The following is a 22,382-nucleotide window of genomic DNA, read 5'->3' as shown; positions in this document are numbered from 1 at the left end:
GTTGAGCGCTCCGCCTATCAGCCCGTAGCGTGCGTTTCTCCCGCGCCACGGGAGAAGCCGGACGAAGTCAGCACCAGGCGGCAAGTGCTCAAGCGTCGCAACCAGCGAGACGGGCGGCACGATGCTTGAGGAATATCGACCCGAACCGCCCTTCACCGTGATCATGGCAGGGTTCATCGTTGACCTTCACAACCGCGGACGTTGCCCGAGCTGCACGCCCGTCGGCTTCTGCCCCAGGCTGAGCGAAGCAGGCAGGACCTTGAAGATCTGGCGTGCAAGGAAGGCCGGATGAAGGCCGGTGACCTCCTACGGCTCGACCGGGCGACAAGCGTTCAGTTCATGATCCCCATCACCGTCCGAGTCATCAGGAAACTCGACTGGATCACCTACGACGGTTGGTGCTGGATCGACTGCTACCAGCTCGACGACAAGGGCGACGCGATAGCCCGACGCTCCCTTTTCCTGATGCCTGAGCACGCGACATACGTGCCACCTCCACCACCGAGGCAAACCCCCGTCGGGCGCAAACCTCTAGCCAGGAAACCGCTCAAGGTTGGCTAGACACAGGCGGGCCCCAGCCTCGGTGTGAGGCTGGGGCCCGCTGCTGCATTTCCCGGAGCTCAGCCGTACCTTGCTCGCCTCGACCGCCTCAGGCGTCGACCGCCGCCATCACGTCGTCGCTGACGTCGAAGTTGGCGTAGACGTTCTGCACGTCGTCGCAGTCCTCGAGGACGTCGATCAGCTTGAAGATCTTGCGGGCGCCCTCCTCGTCCAGCGGGATGTTCATGCTGGGGACGAGAGACGACTCGGCCGACTCGTACTCGATGCCGGCGTCCTGGAGCGCGGTCCGCACCGGGATCAGGTCGGTCGGCTCGGAGACCACCTCGTACGCCTCACCGAGGTCGTTGACCTCCTCGGCGCCGGCGTCGAGGACGGCAAGCATCACGTCGTCCTCGCTGGTGCCCTCCTTGGGCACGATCACCACGCCCTTGCGGGAGAACATGTACGACACCGAGCCGGCGTCGGCGAGCGAGCCGCCGTTGCGGGTCAGCGCGGTGCGCACCTCGGTGGCCGCCCGGTTGCGGTTGTCGGTGAGGCACTCGATGAGCATGGCCACGCCGTTCGGGCCGTACCCCTCATACATGATCGTCTGCCAGTCGGCGCCGCCGGCTTCCAGGCCGGAGCCACGCTTGACGGCGCGGTCGATGTTGTCGTTCGGCACCGAACTCTTCTTCGCCTTCTGGATCGCGTCGAAGAGTGTCGGGTTGCCGGTGGGGTCGCCGCCGCCGATCCGCGCGGCCACCTCGACGTTCTTGATCAGCTTGGCGAACATCTTGCCGCGCTTGGCGTCGATGACGGCCTTCTTGTGCTTGGTCGTCGCCCACTTTGAGTGGCCGGACATCTTCTACCTCCGTTGCTAGCCGCCGGCTGCATCGACCGCACCGCTCGCGCCCCGCTCCCGCCGGCGCACGCGGAGGTGCCGGTCAGCTCTGGTGGAAGCCGTGGCGGGCAGATGGCCCTGCCGAATCCCCGCAATCCTACCGACGTCCCCCGGGTCGCTGTCATGCACCGCGCGCGACGACCTCCCCACGCCCGCCCGAAACGGGCATACGCGGGGAAAACACTGTCAGATCAGCCCACCAGCTCCGCGGTGCCGACCGCCACCCCTGCCGGGTCGACCGGGCGCAGCGCTCGGGACCAGGTCACGACCTCGGCGAGCATGGTGGACAACTCCGCCTCCCGGCCGTCACCCGGCGCGAAGCGGCCGGCGGTGGGGTCACCCGGGTCGGCACCTGTGAAGTCGAAGTCGGTGAAGATCGACAGTGCCACTCCGGTCGGCACCACAAGCGTCCGTACCTCGGTCAGAATCGTCCGCAGGTGGTCGGCTGCCCGGTTGCCACCCTGCACGCCGTAGCTCAGCACCCCGGCCACCTTGTCGGTCCACTCCGCGTACAGGTAGTCGATCCCGTTCTTGAGCGCGGCCGGGATCGAGCGGTTGTAGTCCGGGGTCACGAAGACGAAGGCGTCGCAGGCGTCCACCACCGCCGCCCACCGCCGGGTGTGCGGGTGCCGGTAGTCGCCGAACAGCGCCGGCACCGGCTCGTCGAGCAGCGGCAACTCCTGCTCCGCGAGGTCGACAAGCGTGCAGACGGCGTCCCCGGCGCGTACCGCCTCGTGCCGCTCGGCCACCTCCATCGCCCACCTGGCGATCGCCGCGCCCCGCCGGCCGGGACGGGTGCTGCCCACGATCAGGCCGATCCGCAGCGGTCCTGTGCTCTGTGCGTCAGTCATGACCACGATCCTGTGGCCGACGGGACGGGCCGGGGAGACCGCCGCGAGGATGGCCCTGCCAGGGCCACCCACCGGCCGGTGCCGGCTGCCAGACTGAGTCGGTGATGGACGGAGAGCTGGGCGCGTTCCTGCGCAGTCGCCGCGGGGCGCGGCGGCCGGCCGACGTCGGCCTCGCCGAGGGCCCCCGCCGACGCACCCCCGGCCTGCGCCGGGCCGAGCTGGCGACGGTGGCGCAGGTGAGCGTCGAATACCTGACCCGGTTGGAGCAGGGCCGCGACACCCGGCCGTCGCCGGAGATCCTCGCCGCGCTCGCCGACGCGCTGCGCCTGGACAGCGCCGACCGCGACCACCTGCGCCAGCTCGCCTCGGCCCAACACGCCCGACAGCTCTGCGCGGGTGACCGTCCGACGGTCTCCCGCACCGTCCGGCCAACGGTCCGCGCGATGCTCGACGCGCTGCGCGACACCCCGGCGTACGTGCTCAACCGGCTCGGCGACGTGCTGGCCTGGAACGAGCCGTTCGACGTGCTCGCCCGCCCACTCGGCCTGCTGGACGGGTCGCGACCGAACCTCATCTGGTTCGTGCTGACCGACGAGCGGGCCCGTGAGCACTATCCGCAGTGGTCGGCGCTGGCCGACCAGCAGGTCGCGGAGCTGTACCTGCTGCGCCGCGGCGATCCGGCCAGCGACGTCTTCGCCGAGCGGCTGGCCCGCACGGTGGGTGCGCCGTTCGTCGACAGGTGGCGGCGGCGACCGGTCACCGCCGCGCGGGGCGGCCCGCTGACGGTACGCCACCCGGCGGTGGGGCTGTTGCGCCTCGACGTCGAGACCCTGGAGCTGGCCGAGGCCGATCCGCAGCGACTCGTGGTGCAGTTGCCCGCCGACGCCGCCACGGCGGCCGCGCTCGACCAGCTCGCGGGACGCCGCCCGGGGCACCTGCGGGCGGTCGCCGGCTGAGCGACGGGTCCCCCGGTCAGGAGGTGGCCCGCACCAGGTCCACGAAGTACGCGTGCACGCGCAGGTCGCCTGTCAACTCGGGGTGGAACGAGGTGGCCAACAGGTTGCCCTGCCGCACCGCCACGATCCGGTCGGCGGCCGGGCCGTCGGTCACAGTGCCGATCACCTCGACTCCGGCGCCGACCCGTTCCACCCAGGGCGCGCGGATGAACACCGCGTGGAACGGCTCGCCCTCGACTCCGGTGATGGTCACCGGCGCCTCGAACGAGTCGACCTGCCGGCCGAACGCGTTGCGCCGGACGGTCATGTCGATGCCGGCGAAGCCACGCTGGTCGGGTCGGCCGTCGAGCACCTCGGTCGCCAGCATGATCATGCCCGCGCAGGAGCCGTAGACCGGCATGCCGCCGGCGATGCGCTTGTCGATCGGCTCGCGCATCTCGAAGATGTCGGCGAGCTTGCTGATGGTGGTGGACTCGCCGCCGGGGACGACCAGGCCGTCCACCGCGTCCAGTTCCGCCGGACGACGGACCGGGCGGGCGTCCGCGCCGGCCGCCGCCAGTGCCGCCACGTGCTCGCGGACGTCCCCCTGCAGCGCGAGGACTCCGATGGTGGGCGCGCCCATGCCTACCAACCGCGCTCGGCCAGGCGGTGCGGCTGCGGGATCTCGTCGACGTTGATGCCGACCATGGCCTCGCCGAGACCACGGGAGACCTTCGCCAGCACGTCCGGGTCGTCGTGGAAGGTGGTGGCCTTGACGATCGCGGCGGCCCGCTGCGCCGGGTTACCCGCCTTGAAGATGCCGGAGCCCACGAACACGCCCTCCGCGCCGAGCTGCATCATCATCGCCGCGTCGGCCGGGGTGGCGATCCCGCCTGCGGTGAACAGCACGACCGGCAGCTTGCCGCTCTCGGCGACCTCCTTGACCAGCTCGTACGGGGCCTGCAACTCCTTGGCCGCGACGTACAGCTCGTCGGCCGGCAGCGAGGACAGCCGGGCGATCTCCTGACGGATCCTGCGCATGTGGGTGGTGGCGTTGGAGACGTCGCCGGTGCCCGCCTCACCCTTGGAACGGATCATGGCCGCCCCCTCGGTGATCCGCCGCAGCGCCTCACCCAGGTTCGTCGCGCCACAGACGAAGGGCACCGTGAACGCCCACTTGTCGATGTGGTTCGCGTAGTCGGCCGGGGTCAGCACCTCGGACTCGTCGACGTAGTCCACGCCCAACGACTGGAGGATCCGCGCCTCCACGAAGTGGCCGATGCGGGCCTTGGCCATCACCGGGATGGAGACCGCCTCGATGATTCCGTCGATCATGTCGGGGTCGCTCATCCGGGAGACGCCGCCCTGCGCGCGGATGTCGGCGGGCACCCGCTCCAGGGCCATCACCGCGACCGCGCCGGCGTCCTCGGCGATCTTGGCCTGCTCGGCGTTGACCACATCCATGATCACGCCGCCCTTGAGCATCTCGGCCATGCCGCGCTTGACGCGCGCGCTGCCGACGACGGGGGCCGGACCGGTGTTCGGGGCGGTGTTCTCGGGCACGGGTCATCGCTCCTTGGACGTGCGCTGGGGGTGACAGCGAAAATGCTACGCGCGGGTCAACGCCGGACCGACAGCCAATCAGACCCCCGGTGGCCTGCCCTGTGGCCCTGGTCACCGGCTCCCGGCGACCGCCCGGGTCAGCTCGCGGGGACGTCCGCCGGCACCGTGAGGGTCGGGTCGTCGATGTCGAAGTAGCGCGGCCACTCCTGACCCCGTCCCATCCGCAACACCCGCACCAACGGTCGGCTACGCGCCGAGCGGGCGTCGCGGACCAGGTCGGTGTGCACCTGCCGGGACAGCGCGAGCCGACGACTGGCGGCGATGACCGCCCCACAGTCCGGATCGCCCGGATCCAACTGGACGCCCCGCAACTGCCGGGTCAGGTCGTTCTCCGCCGCCTCCCGCTCGTCCGGGCTGGCGTCCAGGGCGATCCGGGCGGCCGCGTACAGCTCGACGCCGAACCGCCGCTCGGCCAACACGGCGGCCGCCGCGGCCCGACGCAGCAGGTGCGCGTCGAGGGCCCGGGCCGCCAGTTCCGCACGGCCCTGCAGCCGCTCCACCCGGCCGGCGGTCCAGACAAGGTACGCCGAGACCAGCCCCACGACCACGATCGCGGCCACCACCCACCACATGTGCGGCATCGTAGTGCTGCTCCGTTTCGCCTCCGATTGGGCGCGGCACCACCGGTCACCCCGGTCGTCGTCCGCACCATGCGTCCCACCGGCTCAGCCCAGCCCCACCCACTCCTGGTCGATGACCCGCCCGTCGGTTGCCTCGATCGCCGCTGCGTATACCTCCACAACGCGTCGAGCAACCACCGGCCAGTCGAAATTCGCCACCACCTGATCGCCGCACTCGGTCAACGCGGCCCGCCCGGCGGGGTCGTCCAGCAGCTCGGTCACCGCGTCGCGCAACCCCACCGGGTCACCCGTGGGAAAGAGCCGGCCGGCGCGCCCACCGTCGAGCACCCGCCGGAACGCGTCCAGGTCGCTGGCGATCACCGTCGTACCCGCCGCCAACGCCTCGGTGAGGATCATGCCGAACGACTCGCCACCGGTGTTCGGCGCCACGTAGAGGTGCACACTGCGCAGCATCCGCGCCTTGTCCGGTTCGGTGACCAGCCCGAGGAACGTGATCCGCTCGTGCAGGTCGGCCGGGAACTGGTCGTACAGGTCGTCGGGGTCCCCCGGGCCGGCGACGAGCAACCGCAGCCCGGGCCGGGTGGCGGCCAACGCCACGAACGCGTCGCGCAACACCGGGAAGCCCTTGCGCGCCTCGGTGAACCGGCCCAGGAAACCCAGGGTGCCGCCGCTGCCCGGGGCGCACTCCCCCGGCCAGCCCGGCAACGGCTCGGCGTCGGCGAACTTCGCCACCGCCACCCCGTTGGGGATCTCCACCGCCCCGCCGTCCATGTGCTCGACCTGCACCTTGCGGGCCAGCGCACTGACCGCGATCCGGGCGGTGATCCGCTCCAGCACGATCTGCAACACGCCCTGCGCGGCGGCCAGCACCCGGGAACGGGTCATCGCGGTGTGGAAGGTCGCCACCACCGGGCCGCGCGCGGAGAGCACGGCCAGCAGGGACAGGCTCAGCGTGAGCGGCTCGTGCACGTGCAGCACGTCGAAGTCGCCGTTGATGATCCAACGCCGGACCCGAGCGGTGGAGACCGGGCCGAACGCGATCCGGGCCACCGAACCGTTGTACGGCAGCGGCACGGCACGACCGGCGGACACCACGTACGCCGGCAACGGCGAATCCTCGTCGGCCGGCGCGAGCACGCTGACCTCGTGGCCGAGCGCGATCAACGCCTCGGCCAGGTCCATCACGTGGTTCTGCACCCCGCCGGGGACATCGAAGGAGTACGGGCACACGATGCCGATCCGCATGCGTCAGCGCCCCCCGCCCACGACTGCGGCACACCGTCCCACCGTGCCCACCACCTCCTCAGGCCGGACCGGCGGCCGAGGATGGCAGCGCCGTGCCGTCCGCCGACCCCCGCTGGTCCAGCCACATCCGCTGCAACATGTGCCAGTCTTCCGGATGCCGGGCGATACCCGCCGCCAGACCGTCGGCGATCAGCTGGGTCAGCGACCGGACCCGCTGGTCCAGGGGCCCCGCCTCGGGCCCCGGCACCGGCAGCGGGCCGGCGAGCGACGCGCACGCCGCATCCGATTCGTACCACATCGAGGCCACGTAGAGGGGCGCACCGCTGTGCAACGCGAGCAGCGCCGGCCCGGCGGGCATCCGGGTCCTACCGCCGAAGAAGTCCACCTCCACCCCCCGGGCGGAGAGGTCCCGGTCGGCGAGCAACGGCACCACGGCACCGGCACGAACGCGCTCCAGCAGCACGTCGAACGCCGGACGTGGCCCGCCGTGGGTGGGCAGGATCTCCATGCCCACGCTCCCCCGGAAGGCCACGAAACGCTTGTACACGCCCTCCGGCTTGAGCCGCTCCATCACCGTGGTGATCGGCCAGCCGTTGGCCGCCACCCAGGCGCCCGCGGCGTCGTAGTTGCCGGCGTGCGGCAGCGCCACCACCGCGCCCCGGCCGGCTGCCACGTCGGCGGCGAGCAACTCCGCGCCGTCGAGCCGGAAGCCGGACAGGATCTGCGCGCGGCTCAGGGAGGGCAGCCGGAACGCCTCCATCCAGTACCTGGCGTACGAGCGCAGCCCTCGCTTGACGAGATCGTCCAGCTCGGCCTCGGACAGCTCCGGGCCGACCACCCTGCGCAGGTTCGCGCGCAGTCGGGCCGTACCCCCTCCGGCGCGGCGGTGCGCGCGGTCCGCGCCCGCCTGGAACGCCGCCGCCACCAGCGGCCGGGGTAGCGCGCGGACCACCCGCCAGCCGGCGACGTAGCCAAGCTCGGTGAGGTTCACGCGGCCCGGCCGCCGGTCGTCCGACGCCGGGTCGTCGGCCCGCCCCTCACGCCTGGCCGTTCGGCTGGAGCTGCTGGGCCTGGCGGTAGACGTGCGCCATCCGCTGCCCCACCGTGAAGATCGACACCGCGGCGAGCAGCCAGAGCGCGATCTCCAGCGCGGGCTTCACGTCCAGGCCGGTGAGGATCCCGCCGACGCCGACGATCAGCAGCCGTTCGGTGCGCTCGGCGATGCCCACGTTGCAGGTCATGCCGAGCCCCTCGGCGCGCGCCTTGACGTAGGACACCAGACTGCCGGCGGCCAGGCAGATCAACGCGGCGGCTACACCGGAGTGGTCGCCCTGGGTGGCCAGCCAGTACGCGACCGCGCCGAAGACGGCACTGTCGGCGACCCGGTCCATGCTCGAGTCGAGGAACGCCCCGAACCTGGTGGACCCGCCGCTCATCCGGGCCATCGTCCCGTCGAGCAGGTCGGTGAGCGCGAAAACGGTCACGATCAACGCGCCCGCGACCAGATGGCCGCGGGCACCGAAGCCGAGCGCGCCGACGAGCACACCAACGGTGCCCGCGACGGTGACGGCATTGGGGGTCACGCCCGCGCGCAGCAGGGCGCGGGCAATCGGCTCGACGACGCGGGTCATCCCCGCGCGGGCCGACACTTGGAAGATCTTCGCCATGGCGGTCCCCACGATAACGGTCCGCCCAGGTCCGGCGATACGGCCGCCCCTCCGACCCGCCCGGGAGAGGCTTGTGCCTACCCGACAACGGGTGTGAGATCGAGCTGGAGGGTGAGCCAGCTCACCCGCTCACCCGTCCCGTTCCCGCTGAGCACGAGACCACCGGAGGATACTGCCGCGCACTCGCCCCGGGCCGCTTACCGTCGCGCGGCGGTCGCCACCCACCACCGGCTGAGGGAGGTGCGCCCCATGGCGCAGAAGCACGAGAAGGGTTCCACCGGCGGCGCGCCGGTGGTGACCGAGCCCGAACAGGTTCGCAACGTGGTGCTCGTCGGGCACTCCGGGGCGGGCAAGACGACACTCGTCGAGGCCCTGCTCGCGGCGACCGGCACGATCAGCCGGGCCGGCGCCGTCGTCGACGGCACGACGGTCGGCGACCACGACCCCGCCGCCGTCCGCCAACAACGGTCGGTCAGCCTGTCCTGCGCTCCGCTGCTGCACAACGGCATCAAGGTCAACCTGCTGGACACCCCCGGGTACGCCGACTTCGTCGGTGAGCTGCGCGCCGGGCTGCGGGCCGCCGACGCCGCCCTCTTCGTCGTCTCCGCGGCCGGCGGCATGGACGCGGCCACCGTCGCCCTCTGGGAGGAGTGCGCGGCTGTCGACCTGCCCCGCGCCGTCGCGGTCTCCCGCCTGGACCAGCCCCGCGCCGACGTCGACGAGACGGTGGCGCTCTGCCAGCGCCTCTTCGGCGACAACGTGATGCCCCTCTACCTGCCGATGCTCGGCGACGACGGGGTGTCCACCGAGGGTCTGCTCGGCCTGATCACCCGTCGCGTCTTCGACTACTCCGCCGGGCTGCCCGCCGACGTCCGCGACCCGGACCCGGAGCACCAGCGGGCCATCGACGAGTCCCGCGACGAGCTGATCGAGGGGATCATCGCCGAGAGCGAGGACGAGACCCTCATGGACCGCTACCTCGACGGTGAGGAGATCAGCGACGAGGTGCTCATCGACGACCTGGAGAGGGCCGTCGCCCGGGGGCACTTCTACCCGGTGGTGCCGGTCTGCGCCCAGACCGGTGTCGGGCTGGACGTGCTGCTGGAGGTGCTGACCGCCGCGTTCCCGTCGCCGCTGGAGCACGAGCTGCCGGCGGTCGCCGGCGTGGACGGCTCCCCCCGCCCGCCGCTGACCTGCGACCCGGCCGGGCCGCTCGTCGCCGAGGTCGTCAAGACCACAGTCGACCGGCACGTCGGCCGGGTCTCGCTGGTCCGGGTCTTCTCCGGCACGCTGCGCCCCGACCAGACCGTGCACATCTCCGGGCACGGCATGACCGAACGCGGCCACCCCGACCACGACGCCGACGAGCGGGTCGGGCACATCTACACCCCGCTGGGCGCCACCCTGCGGGAGGTGCCGCTCTGCGTGGCCGGCGACATCTGCGCGATCACCAAGTCGGGCACCGCCGAGACCGGCGACACCATCTCAGCCAAGGACGACCCACTGCTGATCGCCCCCTGGGAGATGCCGGAGCCGCTGCTGCCGGTGGCGGTCGTCGCCCGCAGCCGCGCCGACGAGGACGCCCTGGCCCGCAACCTCGCCCGCCTGGTCGCCGGCGACCCCACGCTGCGCCTGGAGCGCAACCCGGAGACCCACCAGCTGGTGCTCTGGTGCATGGGCGAGGCGCACGCAGACGTGGTGCTCGACCGGCTGCGCGCCGGCGGCGTCGAGCTGGACACCGAACCGGTGAAGGTTTCCCTGCGCGAGACGCTCACCGTGCCCGCGAACGGGCACGGCCGGCACGTCAAGCAGTCCGGCGGGCACGGCCAGTACGCGGTCTGCGACATCGAGGTCGAGCCCCTGCCCGCGGGCAGCGGCAACGAGTTCGTCGACCGGGTCGTCGGCGGCGCGGTGCCACACAACTACATCCCGTCCGTGGAGAAGGGCGTCCGGGCCCAACTGGAGCGCGGCCTGGTCGCCGGCCACCCGGTGGTGGACCTGCGGGTGACACTTGTCGACGGCAAGGCCCACAGCGTCGACTCCTCCGACGCGGCCTTCCAGACCGCCGGTGCGCTGGCCCTGCGGGACGCCGCCGACCGTGGTCAGCCCGCGCTCCTGGAGCCGATCGACGAGGTCACCATCCGGGTGCCGGACGGCTCGGTGGGCGCCGTGCTGGGCGACCTGTCCGGCCGCCGCGGTCGGGTGCTCGGCACCGAAGCGGACCCGGACACCGAGGGCCGCACCCTCGTCCGCGCCGAGGTGCCGGCGACCGAGTTGCTGCGCTACGCCGTCGAGCTGCGTTCCATGACGGCCGGCACCGGCACCTTCCGCCGCCAGTTCGTCCGCCACGACCCCATGCCGGCCCACCTGGCCGACCAGATCCGCAAGGAACACACCCCCTGAGCCTCGCCCCGCCGCGCCCGGTCCTCGCGAGGCACCACAACTCGTGATCGACAGGGCCGGGCGAGGCGGGTGGCCTGCCATGTTCGCGTCCTGTAGAGCTGCCCCAGATCTGGGGCGGCTCTACCGGCGCGCCGAGACCCGACCGGGCCACCGCCCAGGCACACCGCAGCTCCACACGCCACCACCCGACCAGGCCACCGCCCCACAAACGGGGCAGCTCTACAGCAGGCCCGCACCGACCTGGTTGGGGTGAGCACCCGGGTCGGGACGCGACGGCAGCGCGGACCGGACGGGTGCCACTGCCCCGCTCAGGGGTGGGTGGTGGGATGGGTGGGAGGGGGCCAGTGGGGGCGGTCGGCGTCGCGGAGGGCCGCGGTGCGCAGGGCCGCCAACTGGCGCTCCACCTCGACGAACTGGTCCGCCGGCAACGGCCCCCGGTGCAGCGCGGCGGCGTTCTCCTCGACCTGGGCGACCGTACGACAGCCGGGGATCGGGATGGTGCGGCCGCTGCGCGCCCAGATCCAGCCCAGCGCCCCCTGGGCGAGGGTGCGCCCATCGGCGGTGAGCGCCGCGCGGACCGCGCCGACCCGGCGCAGCCACTCCGGCGCGGGCCGGCCACCGCGGAACCACTCCAACCAGCCGGGGGCCGACCCGCGGACGTCGTCGCGGGGCAGCACCGAGCCGGCCGAGTACTTGCCGGTGAGCAGCCCCATCCCCAGTGGGCCGCGGTTGACGCTGGCCAGGTCGTACTTGCCGCAGACGGCGAGCAGCTCGGGGGCGTCGCGCAGCACCGACAGCGTGTGCTGCACGGCGGTGGCACCGGCGGCGCCGTGACCGAACGCGGTGGCCCGGTCGACACGGTCGGTGCTCCACCCGTACGCCCGGATCAGCCCCTCGGCGACCAGGTCCTCGCAGGTGCCGACGAGCGCCTGCGCCCTCGGCACCGACAGGTCGGCCAGGTGTAGCTGGTAGAGGTCGATCCGATCGGTGCCCAACCGGCGCAGCGAGTCCGTCACGGCCCGACGCAGGTACGCGGGCGACGCGTCCTCCCCGGTGGCCTGTCGCCTCGCCTCGTCGAAGGTGTAACCCCACTTGGTGGCGATCACGGCCTCGTCCCGGCGGCCCGCGAGCGCTCGGCCGAGGACCCGCTCGCCGTGCCCGGCGCCGTACGTGTCGGCGGTGTCGAACAGGGTGATGCCCTCCTCGAGCGCCCGGTGGACCGCCCGTACCGACTCGTCGTCGTCAACCGCGCCCCAGCCCAGCGGTTGGGCGCCCTCCGCCCAGGGCCCGCCGATCGCCCAGCACCCCATGCCGAGGGCGCTGACCTCGATGCCGCTGCGCCCCAACGTCCGTGTCGTGACTGCCATCGGCCGATCGTGCCACCTTCACCCGGTCGGGACGTGCTGCTCCCCCACGTACACCGGGTGGAGAGCTGGCCGGAGCCGACCCCGCTGCTGCGCGCAGACTGACCGTGCCCCGCGCGGACGCCGCGTGGCGGGACGCCCGCGTGGCCGGTGGTCAGGACGGCCAGGCGCGGGCGAGCAGGTCGCGGGTGTCGCCGAGCAGTTGCGGCAGGACCTTCGTGCGGCCGATCACCGGCATGAAGTTCGCGTCGCCGCCCCAGCGCGGGACCACGTGTTGGTGCAGGTGCGCGGCGATGCCGGCGCCGGCCACCCCGCCCTGGTTCATGCCCAGGTTGAAGCCGTGCGCGTTGCTCACCTTGCGGATCACCCGCATCGCGGTCTGGGTGTACGACGCCAGCTCGGTGGTCTCCGGCACGTCCAGGTCGGTGTAGTCGGCGACGTGCCGGTAGGGGCAGACCAGCAGGTGCCCCGGATTGTACGGATAGAGGTTGAGCACCACGAACACGTGCTCGCCACGGGCCACCACCAGGCTGTCCTCCGGCGGCAGCTTGGGCGCCCGGCAGAAGGGGCAGCCGGTGGGCTTCTCGTAGCCCTCGGCCGGACGGTCCTCGCCGGAGATGTAGGTCATCCGGTGCGGCGTCCAGAGCCGCTCCAGGCCGTCCGCCATGCCATCCGTGTCCGTGTGCCGTTCCGCCCCTGTCACGAGCCGATCCTACGGAGCCAGCCCGTGCAGCCGCGACACCCGTCGCCGGGAAAACTCTTGGTGCACATTCTTGACGGATCAATGTCCAAACCTGAAGATTCCATGCATCCATAACCGCGCATGTATCGATGGAGGGTCACCCATGATCCGTCGGCTCGGCCGGCTCCTCGCGGCACTCGCCCTGACCGCCGCCACCACAGTGGCCGGCATCACCCTCACCGCCGGCGCCGCACAGGCGGACGGCTGCTACACCTGGGGTCGCACCCTGTCCCAGGGGGCGTCCGGCGACGACGTCCGACAACTCCAGATCCGGGTCGCCGGCTACCCCGGCTACGGCGCGGTGCTCACCATCGACGGCGCGTTCGGCCCCGCCACCCGCTCGGCGGTGATCCGCTTCCAGCAGGCGTACGGGCTACCGGCGGACGGCATCGCCGGCCCGCAGACGTTCAACCGGCTCTACGCCCTGCAGGACGACGACTGCACACCTGCCAACTTCAGCTACCCCGAGCTGAACAGGTGCAACAGCGACTGGTCCGGCGGCGCGGTCGCGGCGAGCACCGCACGGGCCAACGCGCTCGTCTCGATGTGGAAGCTCCAGGCCCTGCGGCACGCCCTCGGGGACGTGGCCATCTCGATCAGCAGCAGCTTCCGCAGCTACGCCTGCAACAGCGCGGTGGGCGGGGCGTCCAACAGTCGACACCTGTACGGGGACGCGGTGGACCTGGTCGGGTCACCGTCGTTCTGCCGGCTGGCCCAGCAGGCCCGCTACCACGGCTTCGGGCAGATCCTCGGCCCCGGCTACCCGGACCACAACGACCACACCCACGTGGCCGCCGTCGGCGGCTGGTCGGCCCCGAACTGCGGCATCTGACCGCCAGCGCGGCCCCGCGTCGCGGTTGCCGGGCGCGGCCCTCGGGCCGCGCCCGGTTCCGTTACTCCGCGGCGGCGGAGGGGCCGATGTTCGTGCGCGAGCTGACCACGTCCAGGATGTGGGTCACCGCCTCGGCGGTCGGCACCCCGTTGCGCTGCGAGCCGTCGCGGTAGCGGAAGGACACCGTGCCGGCGGCCACGTCGTCGTCTCCGACGATCACCATGAACGGGATCTTCTGCTGCTGCGCCGTACGGATCTTCTTCTGCATCCGGTCGTCGCCCGCGTCCACCTGGGCCCGGATCCCCTCGGCGCGCAGCGCCGCGACGAAGCCGTGCAGGTAGTCGGTGTGGTCCTCGCGGATCGGGATGCCGACCACCTGCACCGGGGCCAGCCAGGCCGGGAACGCGCCCGCGTAGTGCTCGGTGAGCACCCCGAAGAACCGCTCGATCGACCCGAACAGCGCCCGGTGGATCATCACGGGCCGCTGGCGGGTGCCGTCGGCGGCCTGGTACTCCAGACCGAACCGCTCCGGCTGGTTGAAGTCGACCTGAAGGGTGGACAACTGCCACGTCCGGCCGATCGCGTCCCGCGCCTGCACGGAGATCTTCGGCCCGTAGAACGCCGCGCCGCCCGGGTCGGGCACCAGGTCCAGGCCGGAGGTCTCGGCGGCGGTGCGCAGCGCCTCGGTCGCCTCGGCCCAGTCCTCGTCCGCACCGATGAACTTGGGCGAGTCGTCGCGGGTCGACAGCTCCAGGTAGAAGTCGTCCAGGCCGTAGTCGCGCAGCAGGTCCAGCACGAAGCTGAGCAGCGTGGTCAGCTCACCGGCCATCTGCTCGCGGGTGCAGTAGATGTGCGAGTCGTCCTGGGTCAGGCCGCGCACCCGGGTCAGGCCGTGCACGACGCCGGACTTCTCGTACCGGTAGACCGTGCCGAACTCGAACATCCGCAGCGGCAGCTCCCGGTACGACCGCCCGCGCGCCCTGAAGATCAGGTTGTGCATCGGGCAGTTCATGGCCTTGAGGTAGTAGTCCGCGCCCTCCAACTGCATGGGCGGGAACATGGTGTCCGCGTAGTACGGCAGGTGACCGGAGGTCTGGAACAGCTGCGCCTTGGTGATGTGCGGGGTGTTGACGAACTCGTACCCCGCCTCCTCGTGCCGACGCCGCGAGTAGTGCTCCATCTCGCGGCGGATGATGCCGCCCTTGGGGTGGAAGACCGCGAGGCCGGAGCCGATCTCGTCGGGGAAGCTGAACAGGTCCAGGTCCGCGCCGAGCTTGCGGTGGTCGCGCCGGGCGGCCTCCTCCAACAGCTTCAGGTACGCCTTGAGCTCGTCGCGGGTCGGCCACGCGGTGCCGTACACCCGCTGCAGTTGGGGGTTCTTCTCCGACCCGCGCCAGTACGCGGCGGCGGAGCGCATCAGCTTGAACGCGCCGATCAGTCGGGTGGTCGGCAGGTGCGGGCCCCGGCAGAGGTCCGACCAGCAGACCTTGTCCTCCTTGGCGTCGAGGTTGTCGTAGATGGTCAGCTCGCCGCCGCCGACCTCCATCACCTCGTCGGTGTCCAGGCCCTCGCCCTTGACCTCGATCAACTCCAGCTTGAACGGCTCGTCGGCCAGCTCGGAGCGCGCCTCGTCCAGGCTGCCGAAGCGGCGGCGACGGAACCGCTGCCCGCTCTTGACGATCTCCTGCATGCGCTTCTCGATCTTGCTGAGGTCATCGGGCTGGAACGGCTTGGCGACGTCGAAGTCGTAGTAGAAGCCGTTCTCGATGGGCGGGCCGATGCCCAGCTTGGCCTCGGGAAAGACGTCCTGCACGGCCTGGGCGAGCACGTGCGCGGTGGAGTGACGCAGCACGTTGAGCCCGTCGGGTGAGTCCAGGCTGACCGGCTCGACGGTGGTCTCCTCGGCCGGCGCCCAGTCCAGGTCGCGCAACTGACCCTGCGGGTCACGGACCACGACGATCGCCTTGGGGCCGTTCGCGGGCAGTCCGGCCGCGGCCACCGCGTCGGCCGCCGTGGTCCCGGCGGCGACGACGACGGGGTCGGCCACGGCGGGGGTACGGGGTGCGGACACGGTGACTCCTCCAAGCGGTACGAAACGGTGCCGATCCTCGGCTCCTGCCGATGCTATCGGTCGCGCTGTCCCCGACCGGGAACGGCACCTTCCTCACGGCCGCGTTGAACCTTTCGCACCTCGGAGCCGAACTAGAAGGTGTGGTCGGAAACCGGTGCCGGTCGCGTCGACAGGGATGGGGACACAAGATGGCGAGCACGCACGGTGGTGGACGTCGGCGGCGGATCGCGGCGGTGACCGCGCTGACCGCCGCCGGACTGCTGCTCTGGCCCGGCGCGGCGCGGGCGGCGGACGTGACGACCACCCCGACGGAGGCCCGGCAGGGCGACGCCGTACGCCTGGAGTTCACCGTCCCCGAGGAGCGGGCCGGCACGAAGACCAACCAGATCGAGGTCCGGTTGCCGGCCGACGCGCCGATCGCCGAGGTCTACCCGATGTCGGTGAACGGTTGGGCGCCCCGGATCAGCTCCCGCACGCTGGACGAGCCGGTGGCGGGCATCCACTCTTCCGGGGTGAGCACGGTGACCACCGCGGTGACCTGGGTCCGGGTCGGCGAGAGCGACCCCGGCCCGGCCCGGCTGGCGCTGTCCATGGGGCCGATGCCGCAGGCGGAGCGGCTCACCTTCGAGGTCGTCCAGACGTACGCCGACGGCACGGTGGTCCGCTGGGCGGACGCCGCCGGCCCGCACCGTGCCCCGGCGATCACCCTGCTGCCGGCGGCGCCCGGCGCGGCGGGTCCGGCCGCCCACGGCGGGCACGGCGGCCCGGCGGCCGGTGCGCCAGCCGTCGCGGACAACGGTGTCGACGCCCCGCCGGCCGCCGACGCGGGCGAGGAGTCCGGCAACGCCGACGGGATGCTGGCCGCCGGCCTGCTGGCCGGGCTGGGCGGCGGCGCGGCGATCGGTTGGCTGGTCAGCCGGTGGCGCCGACGCGACCCGGACGAGGCCACGGCCCTCGCCGAGATGACCGGCGGCCCGGACGAGGACGCCACCCTCGCCGAGATCACCGGCCGCACGAACGACACCGCCGCGCCCACCGACCCCCGGTCCGCCGATCCCCAGGCCGCTGTGCCCGCAACGTCGCGGTGATCGACTCGGGTTCCCGGAAACCGCGGCATCCAGGCCGCACGGACAGCCCGATTTAGCGGTGATCCACTCGACTTTCCGGAAACCGCGGCATCCAGGCCGCACGGACGCCCCGATTTGCAGGAAGCCGAGTTGACCATGGGCAGGCCAGCTCACGCAGACGCCGGCCAGCCCGCACGCGTCGCGCCGCCCGCCCGCACGCGCAGGGCAGCCCGCACGCGCAGGGCAGCCCGCACGCGCAGGGCAGCCCGCACGCGCAGGGCAGCCCGCACGCGCAGGGCAGCCCGCACGCGCAGGGGTAACCCGGGCGGTCAGGGGAGCCAGGTGGGTAGCGGCTCGCGGGCGGACAGCCACGCCTCGGGCACGCCGCCGGGGGTGCCGACACCCGTGTACGCGGCCACGATCGCTCCGACGATCGCGGCGGTGGTGTCCATGTCACCGCCGGCCAGGACGCATCTGCGGATCGCCGCCGGGTAGTCGTCGAGGTGGGTGGCGGCCACCCAGAGGGTGAACCCGACGGTGTCCTGGGCGGTCACCCGGGAGCCGTTGCCGAGTTCCGCCACCACCCGGTCCACTGGTCGGCCGAGCAGCCCGGCCGCCCGGTTCACGCTCCGGTGCACCTCGGTGCCCGGGTCGAGCGTGGCGGCGATGCCGGCGAGCAGGCGCTCCGGAGCCGGCCGGTGCCCGTCGAGGCGGCCCCGGGCGGCCAGGGCGGCGGCGACGGCCACCGCGACGGCGCCGGCGATCCCCTCGGGGTGCGCGTGGGTCACCTCGGCCGAGGCGCGGGCCTGGGCGGCGGCACGTGCGGTCGAGTCGGCGAAGTACGCGCCCAGCGGGCCGACCCGCATCGCCGCGCCGTTGCCGCAGGAGCCCTGGCCGTCGAAGGCGGACGCGGCGGCCAGCGGCCACGGGGTGCCGGTACGGATCAGCTCCAGGATCGCCGTCGCACCGGCCCCGTAGCCCCGGTGCGGAGCACACCGCTCGGCGAAGGCCAGGGCCAGCCGGTCGGGGTCGATGCCGCCGGAGTGGGCCAGCTCGGCGAGGACCGAGCAGGCCATCTCGGTGTCGTCGGTCCACTCCCAGGGGGCCGGCGGCAGTGCGCCCGCGGCGAGATCCGAGGGCGCTGCCCGCGGCAGGAAGTACTGCGCGCCGAGCGCGTCGCCGGTGGAGAGGCCGGCGAGGCTGTCCCGGGCGAGCGACAGACGGGCATCGACGAACAGGGTGAACGACATCGTCGTACCAGCTTGCCCGCTCGCCAGGCACGTCGCAATGCGATCAACTTGCCAGGCCAAGTACGGTCTTGTCGTGGCCTCCGTGCTCCTGGTCGAAGACGATCACGTCGTACGCGGCGCGATGCTGCGGTCCCTCACCGACCGGGGGCATGCCGTGCACGCCGTGGGTACGGCGTTGGACGCCCTGCGTCGGGTCGCGGCGGAGACACCCGACCTGGTGGTGCTGGACCTCGGCCTGCCCGACCTGGACGGCTCGGACGCGCTGCGGATGCTGCGGGGCATCACCGACATCCCGATCATCATCGCGACCGCCCGGGACGACGAGCAGTCGGTGGTCAAACTGCTGCGCGCCGGCGCCGACGACTACATGGTCAAGCCGTTCACCGGGGCGCACCTGGACGCGCGGATCACGACGGTGCTGCGACGGGCCGGACGGGCCAGTCGTACGGTGCAGCCCGCGGTGCACAGTGTGGGCGGGCTCCGGGTGGACGTGGGTGAGCGCAGCGCCCAGCTCGACGGGGAGCCGCTGGCGCTGACCCGTAAGGAATTCGACCTGCTGGCCTATCTCGCCGCACGACCCGGGCGGGTAGTGTCCCGCCGGGAACTCTTGGAGGAGGTATGGCGGCAGCCATCGGTCGGCGAGGATCAGACCATCGACGTTCACCTGTACTGGCTCCGCAGAAAGATGGGCGAGTCCGCGGCGAAGCCGCGCTACCTGCGCACCGTGCGGGGGGTCGGATTCCGGCTGGTGGCACCGGACTGAGGACGGCGCTGGCCCTGCTCACGGCCGGCATGTGCAGTCTCGTCGCGCTCGCGTTCCTGATCCCGCTCGGGCTCAGCCTGCGGGAGCAGAGCCGGGACGAGGCGATCGCCGACGCGGCCCGACGCAGCGCGTTGGTCACCGGCGCGCTGGCGGTGAGCACCGATCCGGCGGTCGTCGAGCGGGCCGTGGTGGCGAGCGCCGAGGGTGCGCCGACCCGGCCCGTGGTGCACGGTCTGGGTCTGGACGAGTCCGCCGGTCGAGCCACCGGTGGCGACCTGGACCGGGTCCGGGCCGACCGGCGGTCGCGGGTCGTCGACGTGGACGGGGGCGTGCTCCGGCTGGACCCGGTCGTGCTCGGTGACCGGACGGCAGTGGTCGAGGTGTTCCTCCCGGACTCGACGCTCGGCGAGGGCGCCGGTGGCACCTGGCTGCTGCTGTTCGCGGTCGGCGCGGCGATGGCCGGCGCGGCGGTGCTGGTGGTCGATCGGGTCGCCGCCCGCGCGGTGGACTCGACCCGGGGTCTGGTCCGGGCCGCGCTGTCCATCGGCGACGGCGACCTGGGCGTACGCGTCGAGCCGACCGGTCCGCGCGAGCTGGCCGAGGCCGGGTACGCCTTCAACCGGATGGCCGACCGGCTGGACGCGGCCCGCACCGACGAGCGGGAGCTGGTGGCGGATCTGTCGCATCGACTGCGTACCCCGTTGACGGTGCTGCGGTTGGACGCGGAGGCGTTGGAGTCCGACGACACGAGCGTGGGGTCGTTCAGCCCGGCGGAGCTGGACCGGCTTCGCGGCATCCGGCGGATCCGGCAGGCGATCGTCACCCTGGAGGGTGAGATCGACGTGTTGATCAAGACGACCCGTAAGTCGGTGGCGCTCGAGGCCGGGCCGGCGATGTGTGACGTCAGCGAGGTGGTCCGGGACCGGATGGTGTTCTGGGCGGCCCTGGCCGGCGACCAGAACCGGCCGCACCGGGTGAACGGCGCGCAACTGCGCATCCCCGCGCCGGTGCCACGGGCCGAGTTGGCCGCCGCGCTGGACGCGGTGATCGGCAACGTATTCCGGTACACGCCGCAGGGCACCGCGTTCGAGGTGGCCGTGTCCCGGCGCGACGGGTACGTGGCGATCCGGATCGACGACGCCGGCCCCGGCATCGCCAACCCGGACCGGGCGCTGCGCCGGGGCACCAGTGACCAGGGCTCGACCGGGCTCGGCCTGGACATCGCCAAGCGGGTGGCGTTGCAGGCCAACGGGTCGGTGAGCATCGACCGGGCCCGGTTGGGCGGGGCGAGCGTGGTGATGCTGCTCGCCGATCCGGAGGCGACGCCGCGGCAGGTCAGCCGCTTCGGTCTGGTCGGCCGGATGGCACGCGACGCCCGCGACACCAAGGGCGCCGGGCGTCGCTGGCCGCGCCAGCGCCCCACCGACGACTGACCGGGTTGTGGCCCGTCGCAAGTCTTCCTTAGATCGCGGTTAACGAGCGGGCTGGACCGGCCGCGAGCTGACAGGATCAGAACGCGAACCCACCAGTTTCACCGGTCGAGCGCCTTCGCGCACCCACGGCCGGTGAAGCCGCGCGCGCGGCGGGAGTCACAGGTCCCCCCACACCCACGCTCCCGCCGCGCGCCCCGCTCCTCCGGACCCGCCCCTCGCTCGCTCAGCCGGCGGTGGCGAGGTACGCGTCGATTTCGGCCGTGATCCGCTGCTTGCCCTCGGCGTCGAGGAAGGACGCGGTCACCGCGTTGCGGGCCAGCCCGGCCAGACCCTCGGGGCCGACCCCGAGCAGGCGGGCCGCCACCGCGTACTCGTCGTTGAGGGTGGTGCCGAACATCGGCGGGTCGTCGGAGTTGATGGTGACCAGCAGCCCGGCCTCGACAAGCCGGGGCAGCGGGTGCTCGTCGAGGGTGGCCACCGCCCGGGTCCGGACGTTCGACGTCGGGCAGATCTCCATGCCGATCTGCCGCTCGGCCAGGTAGGCGAGCAGCTCCGGGTCCTGCGCGGCGGAGATGCCGTGCCCGATCCGCTCGGCGCCCAGCTCGTGCAGCGCGTCCCAGACGGTCTGCGGTCCGGTGGTCTCCCCGGCGTGCGGCACCGAGCGCAGCCCGGCGGCGCGGGCCTGGTCGAAGTAGGGCCGGAACTGCGGTCGGGGTACGCCGATCTCCGGGCCGCCCAGACCGAAGCTGACCAGCCCGTCCGGGCGCTCGTCCAGGGCGATGCGCAGCGTCTCCTCGGCCGCGGGCAGGCCCGCCTCGCCGGGGATGTCGAAGCACCAGCGCAGCTCGATGCCGAAGTCGGCCGCCGCGCGCTTGCGGGCGTCCTCGATGGCCTCGCAGAACGCCGGCGCGGGGATGCCCCGTCGCACGTGCGAGTACGGGGTGATCGTCAGCTCCGCGTACCGGACCTGTTGGCGGGCCAGCTCCCGGGCCACCTCGTGGGTCAGGATCCAGACGTCCTCCGGGTCGCGGATGAGGTCGACGACGCTCAGGTAGATCTCGATGAAGTGCGCGAAGTCGCGGAACTCGAAGTAGGCGGCGAGGGCCTCCGGGTCGGCCGGCACGGGGGTGCGTCCCTCGTGGCGGGCGGCCAGCTCGGCGACGATCCGGGGCGAGGCGGAGCCGACGTGGTGCACGTGCAGCTCCACCTTGGGCAGGCCGGCGATGAAGGCGGACGGGTCGGTCACGGACTCTCCTCTGCACGGTCGCCGGTGCGGGCGACGACGAAGACGCGGCGGAACGGGAAGTACACCTGACCCTGCCGGACCGGGTAGGCGGCGGTGAGGCGTACCCCCAGCTCGGCCCGGAAGGCCGACCAGCCGGCGGCGTCCAGCGCGGCCCGGACCGGACGCAGCGCGGTGCCTTCCATCCAGGCCAGCACCGGGTGGTCGCCGGTGGGCCGGGCGGGCAGCAGGTGCACGTAGGTAGTCTCCCAGGCGTCCGCCGCGCAGCCGGCGGCGGTCAGCAGTGCCGCGTAGTCGGCCGGGTCGTCGACCGGGTCGGCGCGCAGCAGCGGGGCGACCACGGCCCGCCAGGCCGGCAGGCCGGCGACCTCGCGCAACGCGCGGTGGGAGGGTGCGGCGAAGTTGCCGGGGACCTGCAGGGCGAGCCACGCGCCGGCGGGCAGTTCGGTTGCCCAGCGACGGAGCAGCTCCTGGTGGCCGGGCACCCACTGGAGCGCGGCGTTGCTGACCACCACGTCCTCGTCGCCGGTGGGATGCCAGTCGCGCAGGTCGGCGACGGCGAAGTCGACAGGAGCACCGAGGGCGGTGGCCCGGTCGATCATGTCGGGCGAGGAGTCCAGGCCGCGCACCCGGCTCGTCGGCCAGCGTTCGGCGAGGGTGGCGGTGAGCTGGCCGGGGCCGCAGCCGAGGTCGACCACCGCGCGGGGCCGGTCGGCGGGGATCCGCGCGACCAGGTCGTGGAACGGCCGGGCTCGCTCGTCGCCGTAGCGCAGGTAGGTCGTCGGATCCCACATCTCTGCCTCCCAAACCGTACGTCCGTCTTGCTACCGTACGGCTCGCGTGGCAGGCCGGCAACCCGATCACTAGGCTC

The 22,382-nt window shown here is 72.7% G+C and carries 21 protein-coding genes; 7 read left to right on the top strand and 14 right to left on the bottom strand.

Annotated features, from left to right (window positions below; genetic code table 11):
* Positions 1-288 precede the first annotated feature (288 nt).
* Positions 289-561: a hypothetical protein gene (locus ACGFH8_RS16395; RefSeq protein ID WP_393367705.1), complete on the top strand. Its 273-nt coding sequence runs from the start codon at positions 289-291 to the stop codon at positions 559-561.
* 88 nt (positions 562-649) lie between these two features.
* On the opposite strand, the gene ACGFH8_RS16390 is transcribed toward ACGFH8_RS16395, so the two are convergent.
* Positions 650-1,402, bottom strand: a complete 753-nt coding sequence (locus ACGFH8_RS16390) for a YebC/PmpR family DNA-binding transcriptional regulator (RefSeq protein ID WP_393367704.1) — start codon at positions 1,400-1,402, stop codon at positions 650-652.
* 230 nt (positions 1,403-1,632) lie between these two features.
* Complete coding sequence (locus ACGFH8_RS16385) at positions 1,633-2,292, bottom strand: NADPH-dependent FMN reductase (RefSeq protein ID WP_393367702.1); 660 nt, start codon at positions 2,290-2,292, stop codon at positions 1,633-1,635.
* A 104-nt stretch (positions 2,293-2,396) separates the two neighbouring features.
* Between ACGFH8_RS16385 and ACGFH8_RS16380 the strand changes: the two genes are divergently transcribed.
* Positions 2,397-3,248, top strand: coding sequence for a helix-turn-helix transcriptional regulator (locus tag ACGFH8_RS16380; RefSeq protein ID WP_393367979.1), 852 nt, complete (start codon positions 2,397-2,399; stop codon positions 3,246-3,248).
* A 16-nt stretch (positions 3,249-3,264) separates the two neighbouring features.
* Here ACGFH8_RS16380 and pdxT read toward each other — a convergent pair whose 3' ends face one another.
* The 6 genes from pdxT to pgsA form a co-directional block, all read right to left on the bottom strand.
* Entirely contained in the window at positions 3,265-3,870 is a 606-nt protein-coding gene (pdxT, locus tag ACGFH8_RS16375; RefSeq protein ID WP_393367701.1) for a pyridoxal 5'-phosphate synthase glutaminase subunit PdxT, read from the bottom strand.
* A gap of 2 nt (positions 3,871-3,872) precedes the next feature.
* Positions 3,873-4,790: a pyridoxal 5'-phosphate synthase lyase subunit PdxS gene (pdxS, locus tag ACGFH8_RS16370; protein WP_393367699.1), complete on the bottom strand. Its 918-nt coding sequence runs from the start codon at positions 4,788-4,790 to the stop codon at positions 3,873-3,875.
* A gap of 137 nt (positions 4,791-4,927) precedes the next feature.
* The gene (locus ACGFH8_RS16365; protein WP_393367697.1) at positions 4,928-5,431 is read right to left on the bottom strand and encodes a hypothetical protein; all 504 of its coding nucleotides are present in this window, start codon (positions 5,429-5,431) and stop codon (positions 4,928-4,930) included.
* A gap of 84 nt (positions 5,432-5,515) precedes the next feature.
* The gene (locus ACGFH8_RS16360; RefSeq protein ID WP_393367696.1) at positions 5,516-6,676 is read right to left on the bottom strand and encodes a glycosyltransferase family 4 protein; all 1,161 of its coding nucleotides are present in this window, start codon (positions 6,674-6,676) and stop codon (positions 5,516-5,518) included.
* 58 nt (positions 6,677-6,734) lie between these two features.
* Complete coding sequence (locus ACGFH8_RS16355) at positions 6,735-7,667, bottom strand: phosphatidylinositol mannoside acyltransferase (RefSeq protein WP_393367694.1); 933 nt, start codon at positions 7,665-7,667, stop codon at positions 6,735-6,737.
* 46 nt (positions 7,668-7,713) lie between these two features.
* Positions 7,714-8,343: a phosphatidylinositol phosphate synthase gene (gene pgsA, locus ACGFH8_RS16350; protein ID WP_393367692.1), complete on the bottom strand. Its 630-nt coding sequence runs from the start codon at positions 8,341-8,343 to the stop codon at positions 7,714-7,716.
* A gap of 249 nt (positions 8,344-8,592) precedes the next feature.
* On the opposite strand from pgsA, the gene ACGFH8_RS16345 reads away from it, so the two are divergent.
* Positions 8,593-10,746 (top strand): elongation factor G-like protein EF-G2, encoded by a 2,154-nt coding sequence (locus ACGFH8_RS16345; RefSeq protein ID WP_393367691.1) that lies wholly within the window; start codon positions 8,593-8,595, stop codon positions 10,744-10,746.
* A 308-nt stretch (positions 10,747-11,054) separates the two neighbouring features.
* On the opposite strand, the gene ACGFH8_RS16340 is transcribed toward ACGFH8_RS16345, so the two are convergent.
* Positions 11,055-12,113, bottom strand: a complete 1,059-nt coding sequence (locus ACGFH8_RS16340) for an aldo/keto reductase (protein WP_393367689.1) — start codon at positions 12,111-12,113, stop codon at positions 11,055-11,057.
* A gap of 151 nt (positions 12,114-12,264) precedes the next feature.
* Positions 12,265-12,777, bottom strand: coding sequence for an HIT domain-containing protein (locus ACGFH8_RS16335; protein ID WP_355028900.1), 513 nt, complete (start codon positions 12,775-12,777; stop codon positions 12,265-12,267).
* Between the two features lie 178 nt (positions 12,778-12,955).
* Here ACGFH8_RS16335 and ACGFH8_RS16330 point away from each other — a divergent pair, with 178 nt between their 5' ends.
* A complete protein-coding gene (locus tag ACGFH8_RS16330) occupies positions 12,956-13,684 on the top strand; it encodes a D-Ala-D-Ala carboxypeptidase family metallohydrolase (RefSeq protein ID WP_393367687.1) in 729 nt (242 codons plus the stop codon).
* Between the two features lie 61 nt (positions 13,685-13,745).
* Here the strand turns inward: ACGFH8_RS16330 and thrS are convergent, their stop codons facing one another.
* Complete coding sequence (gene thrS, locus ACGFH8_RS16325; RefSeq protein WP_393367686.1) at positions 13,746-15,755, bottom strand: threonine--tRNA ligase; 2,010 nt, start codon at positions 15,753-15,755, stop codon at positions 13,746-13,748.
* Positions 15,756-15,943: 188 nt separating this feature from the next.
* Here thrS and ACGFH8_RS16320 point away from each other — a divergent pair, with 188 nt between their 5' ends.
* Positions 15,944-16,843 carry a DUF1775 domain-containing protein gene (locus ACGFH8_RS16320; RefSeq protein WP_393367685.1) on the top strand — a complete coding sequence of 300 codons (900 nt, stop codon included), beginning with the start codon at positions 15,944-15,946 and terminating at the stop codon, positions 16,841-16,843.
* 308 nt (positions 16,844-17,151) lie between these two features.
* Here ACGFH8_RS16320 and ACGFH8_RS16315 read toward each other — a convergent pair whose 3' ends face one another.
* Complete coding sequence (locus ACGFH8_RS16315; protein WP_393367683.1) at positions 17,152-18,072, bottom strand: ADP-ribosylglycohydrolase family protein; 921 nt, start codon at positions 18,070-18,072, stop codon at positions 17,152-17,154.
* A gap of 73 nt (positions 18,073-18,145) precedes the next feature.
* Here ACGFH8_RS16315 and ACGFH8_RS16310 point away from each other — a divergent pair, with 73 nt between their 5' ends.
* Together ACGFH8_RS16310 and ACGFH8_RS16305 are read left to right on the top strand one after the other, a co-directional pair.
* Positions 18,146-18,835 (top strand): response regulator transcription factor, encoded by a 690-nt coding sequence (locus ACGFH8_RS16310; RefSeq protein WP_355028791.1) that lies wholly within the window; start codon positions 18,146-18,148, stop codon positions 18,833-18,835.
* A 29-nt stretch (positions 18,836-18,864) separates the two neighbouring features.
* Positions 18,865-20,268 (top strand): ATP-binding protein, encoded by a 1,404-nt coding sequence (locus tag ACGFH8_RS16305; RefSeq protein WP_393367681.1) that lies wholly within the window; start codon positions 18,865-18,867, stop codon positions 20,266-20,268.
* A gap of 223 nt (positions 20,269-20,491) precedes the next feature.
* Here the strand turns inward: ACGFH8_RS16305 and ACGFH8_RS16300 are convergent, their stop codons facing one another.
* Both ACGFH8_RS16300 and ACGFH8_RS16295 read right to left on the bottom strand, forming a co-directional pair.
* Complete coding sequence (locus ACGFH8_RS16300) at positions 20,492-21,514, bottom strand: adenosine deaminase (protein ID WP_393367680.1); 1,023 nt, start codon at positions 21,512-21,514, stop codon at positions 20,492-20,494.
* Entirely contained in the window at positions 21,511-22,305 is a 795-nt protein-coding gene (locus ACGFH8_RS16295; protein WP_393367678.1) for a trans-aconitate 2-methyltransferase, read from the bottom strand. The genes ACGFH8_RS16300 and ACGFH8_RS16295 overlap by 4 nt, the downstream gene beginning before the upstream one ends.
* Positions 22,306-22,382: the final 77 nt, after the last annotated feature.

Origin of the sequence: Micromonospora sp. NPDC049175, from assembly GCF_043197345.1 — a bacterium.
Lineage (GTDB): Bacteria > Actinomycetota > Actinomycetes > Mycobacteriales > Micromonosporaceae > Micromonospora.
The sequence above is the reverse complement of the archived record's forward strand: the minus strand, read 5'-3'. Positions and strand labels throughout refer to the sequence as shown.

What these genes read in the sequence shown, in the direction of transcription:
- pdxT (WP_393367701.1), bottom strand. Translation starts at nt 3,870, where the DNA reads ATGGGCGCGCCCACCATCGGAGTCCTCGCGCTGCAGGGGGACGTCCGC.
- ACGFH8_RS16345 (WP_393367691.1), top strand. Translation starts at nt 8,593, where the DNA reads ATGGCGCAGAAGCACGAGAAGGGTTCCACCGGCGGCGCGCCGGTGGTG.
- ACGFH8_RS16365 (WP_393367697.1), bottom strand. Translation starts at nt 5,431, where the DNA reads ATGCCGCACATGTGGTGGGTGGTGGCCGCGATCGTGGTCGTGGGGCTG.
- ACGFH8_RS16395 (WP_393367705.1), top strand. Translation starts at nt 289, where the DNA reads ATGAAGGCCGGTGACCTCCTACGGCTCGACCGGGCGACAAGCGTTCAG.
- ACGFH8_RS16390 (WP_393367704.1), bottom strand. Translation starts at nt 1,402, where the DNA reads ATGTCCGGCCACTCAAAGTGGGCGACGACCAAGCACAAGAAGGCCGTC.
- ACGFH8_RS16315 (WP_393367683.1), bottom strand. Translation starts at nt 18,072, where the DNA reads ATGTCGTTCACCCTGTTCGTCGATGCCCGTCTGTCGCTCGCCCGGGAC.
- ACGFH8_RS16295 (WP_393367678.1), bottom strand. Translation starts at nt 22,305, where the DNA reads ATGTGGGATCCGACGACCTACCTGCGCTACGGCGACGAGCGAGCCCGG.
- ACGFH8_RS16320 (WP_393367685.1), top strand. Translation starts at nt 15,944, where the DNA reads ATGGCGAGCACGCACGGTGGTGGACGTCGGCGGCGGATCGCGGCGGTG.
- ACGFH8_RS16385 (WP_393367702.1), bottom strand. Translation starts at nt 2,292, where the DNA reads ATGACTGACGCACAGAGCACAGGACCGCTGCGGATCGGCCTGATCGTG.
- pgsA (WP_393367692.1), bottom strand. Translation starts at nt 8,343, where the DNA reads ATGGCGAAGATCTTCCAAGTGTCGGCCCGCGCGGGGATGACCCGCGTC.
- ACGFH8_RS16305 (WP_393367681.1), top strand. Translation starts at nt 18,865, where the DNA reads ATGTGCAGTCTCGTCGCGCTCGCGTTCCTGATCCCGCTCGGGCTCAGC.
- ACGFH8_RS16330 (WP_393367687.1), top strand. Translation starts at nt 12,956, where the DNA reads ATGATCCGTCGGCTCGGCCGGCTCCTCGCGGCACTCGCCCTGACCGCC.
- ACGFH8_RS16340 (WP_393367689.1), bottom strand. Translation starts at nt 12,113, where the DNA reads ATGGCAGTCACGACACGGACGTTGGGGCGCAGCGGCATCGAGGTCAGC.
- ACGFH8_RS16360 (WP_393367696.1), bottom strand. Translation starts at nt 6,676, where the DNA reads ATGCGGATCGGCATCGTGTGCCCGTACTCCTTCGATGTCCCCGGCGGG.
- ACGFH8_RS16335 (WP_355028900.1), bottom strand. Translation starts at nt 12,777, where the DNA reads ATGGCGGACGGCCTGGAGCGGCTCTGGACGCCGCACCGGATGACCTAC.
- ACGFH8_RS16380 (WP_393367979.1), top strand. Translation starts at nt 2,397, where the DNA reads ATGGACGGAGAGCTGGGCGCGTTCCTGCGCAGTCGCCGCGGGGCGCGG.